We start from the raw sequence: 2542 nt of genomic DNA, 5'->3' as shown, positions 1-2542 counted from the left end.
GACCTTGCCACCATCTGGGTGACCAACCCGACGCGCCGGCTGTTCGGCAAGACCGGCCCGACCAAGCTCGACATCGCCGTCTATTACGCGCTGGTCGGCGATTTCATGCTGCCGCACATTCTCGGCCGGCCGGTGTCGCTGGTGCGCTGCCCGACCGGCCTGCCGAAGGATTGCTTCTTCCAGCGCCACGCCTTCACCGGCATGCCGCCCTCGGTGGTGACATTCGAGGCGACAAATTCCGAGGGCGAAACCAAATCCTATCTCTCGGTCGAAGGCGCGAAAGGGTATCTGGCGCTGGCGCAGTTCGGCGTCGTCGAGTTCCACACCTGGGGCACCCACCGCGCCAGCCTCGACAGACCCGACCAGATCGTCCTCGACCTCGATCCGGGAGAGGGGATCGCCTGGCGCGAGGTGGTCGAGGCCGCCGTGCACATCAAGGACGAATTGGGGCGCCTGGGGCTGGTGCCGTTCGCCAAGACCTCCGGCGGCAGCGGCATCCACATCACGGTACCTGTGACAGGCAAGCAGAACTGGAAGAAACTGCACCAGGCAACCAGCGCGATCGCCACGCATCTGGCGACAACGGCGCCTGATACTTTCACCACCACCATGGGCAAGGACAACCGCAAGAAGCGCATCTTCATCGACTACCACCGCAATGCGCGCGGCCACACCTCCGCAGCACCTTACTCCTTGCGCGCCCGCACCAATCTGCCGGCCTCGACGCCGGTCAGCTGGAGCGACCTCGAATCCATCGATGCGCCGCAGGATTTGAATTATTCGTCGCTGCCAGGCCTGCTGGCGACGTCGGGCGATCCGTGGGCCGAGATCGACGAGTTCGCGCGGGATTTGCCGACCCTGCGCTCGTCATCCTAGGTTATGCGCCGCGTCGCTTCGCTCCTTGCTTAGCCCGAAGACGACGAAGAGTATGATCGACGCTTCGTACAATTTGAATTATCCTTCGCCTGCGACCCTTAGGCGTCCTAAAAGATTTCGTCAGGGATTTGCCTGTATCGTGTGGGGTCGGTGTAGGATTTGCGCGGCGCCAATCGTCCTTCGGACGAAAGCGCTGCAGAGAGTATGATCCCGAAAAGTGGGAACCGGTTTTCGGAGAAGATCATGCTCAAGCTAAAATGTCAGTGCATGACCGCGTAGGAGTGTTTCATGGCGCCCAGGGCAAGTTGGAAAGGTTACCTCAAACTCAGCCTCGTGAGCTGTCCGGTGCGGTTGTATCCCGCCACCAGCGCCAGCGAGCGCATCTCGTTCAACCAGTTGCACAAGAAGACCCATAACCGCATCAACATGAAGCCGGTCGACCCCGAACTAGGGCTCGTCGAGCGTGCTGATCTGGTCAAGGGTTACGAATACGAGGACAAGCAGTACATCATCATCGATGATGCAGACCTCGACGCGGTGCGCATCGAATCCAACCATACGATGAACATCGAGGCTTTCGTCGACGAGGACGAGGTCGACGTCATCTACCAGGACGCGCCCTACTACATGGCGCCCGACGGCGCGATGGCGGAGGAAACCTTCGCCGTGTTGCGCGAAGCGATGCGCAAATCCGGCAAGCTCGCCATCGCCCGCCTTGTGCTGTCGAGCCGCGAGCGCGTGGTGACGATCGGCGCGCGCGAGAACGGCATGTTCGTGTGCACCTTGAGGAACCCGAACGAAGTGCGCGGGACGGCTGAATATTTTGGCAATATTCCAGCTGGCAAGCCCGACCCCGAAATGCTGCAGCTCGCCGAAGCGCTGATCAAGCAGAAGGAAACCACCTTCGATCCGAAGAATTATGAGGACCGCTACGAGGCGGCACTCATGATGATGATCCGCGAGAAGCTGAAAGGCCACAAGCCGATCATTGCGGCGGCACCGGAGCGCGGCAATGTCATCAACCTGATGGATGCGCTGAAGGCGAGCCTGTCGCAATCGAAGCCGCCGGCCAAGTCGAAGAGCAAGGCCGACGAGGTTGCCAAGCCAGCTGCAAAGAAAGCGGCAGCGGGTGGTGCTGCTGAAAATCCGCTGAAGGCCAATCTGCTGAAGGCGGTCGGCAAGAGCAAGAAATGACGGCACCGACCGGCGCTGTTTTCGGCACCATCGGCGCGCTGGCGGCGTTTCCGCTCAGACTGGCCGCGCGTGAAGTCGAACGCCAGCACGGCCAGCTGCGGCGCGGCGTCACCAGGCGCACCACGCATGTCGTGTGCGGCCGCACGCTGCTCGCTAAGGCCGGGCTCTCCAGGAACGGCGATGCCGAGATCGAGCGCCGTGTCGCCGCCGAGCGCGGGGCCGGGCGGACGCTGATCAGCGAGAACGGATTCCTGCGCCTTCTCGGACTGATGAAGACACCGGAAGCGTCTTCGCTGTCGCGGCAATCGCTGATCGATCAGTCGCGGCTATCCGGCGCCGAGCTCGATTTGTTGTCACTGTTCGATGCGTTCGAGCATGACGCAGAACCCTATTCCTTCCGCGACCTGATCCTGGCGCGCAAATATGCCGGGCTCGTCGCCGGCGGCGCGACATGGGGGGCGATCGCGCGCTC

General features: G+C 62.1%; 2 protein-coding genes and 1 pseudogene. All 3 read left to right on the top strand.

The genetic code is table 11. The features are described from left to right. A partial coding sequence (gene ligD / locus EN925_RS31525; RefSeq protein WP_128337194.1) for a DNA ligase D occupies positions 1-876 on the top strand: 876 nt, incomplete at its 5' end. A 288-nt stretch (positions 877-1164) separates the two neighbouring features. After that, the gene (locus EN925_RS31520; RefSeq protein WP_013530615.1) at positions 1165-2070 is read left to right on the top strand and encodes a Ku protein; all 906 of its coding nucleotides are present in this window, start codon (positions 1165-1167) and stop codon (positions 2068-2070) included. Next, a pseudogene (locus tag EN925_RS31515) lies at positions 2067-2542 on the top strand (O-linked GlcNAc transferase); the annotation flags it as partial. The gene EN925_RS31520 and the pseudogene EN925_RS31515, both read left to right, overlap by 4 nt.

Origin of the sequence: Mesorhizobium sp. M7A.F.Ca.US.006.04.2.1 (assembly GCF_004022915.1) — a bacterium.
Lineage (GTDB): Bacteria > Pseudomonadota > Alphaproteobacteria > Rhizobiales > Rhizobiaceae > Mesorhizobium > Mesorhizobium ciceri.
The sequence above is the reverse complement of the archived record's forward strand: the minus strand, read 5'-3'. Positions and strand labels throughout refer to the sequence as shown.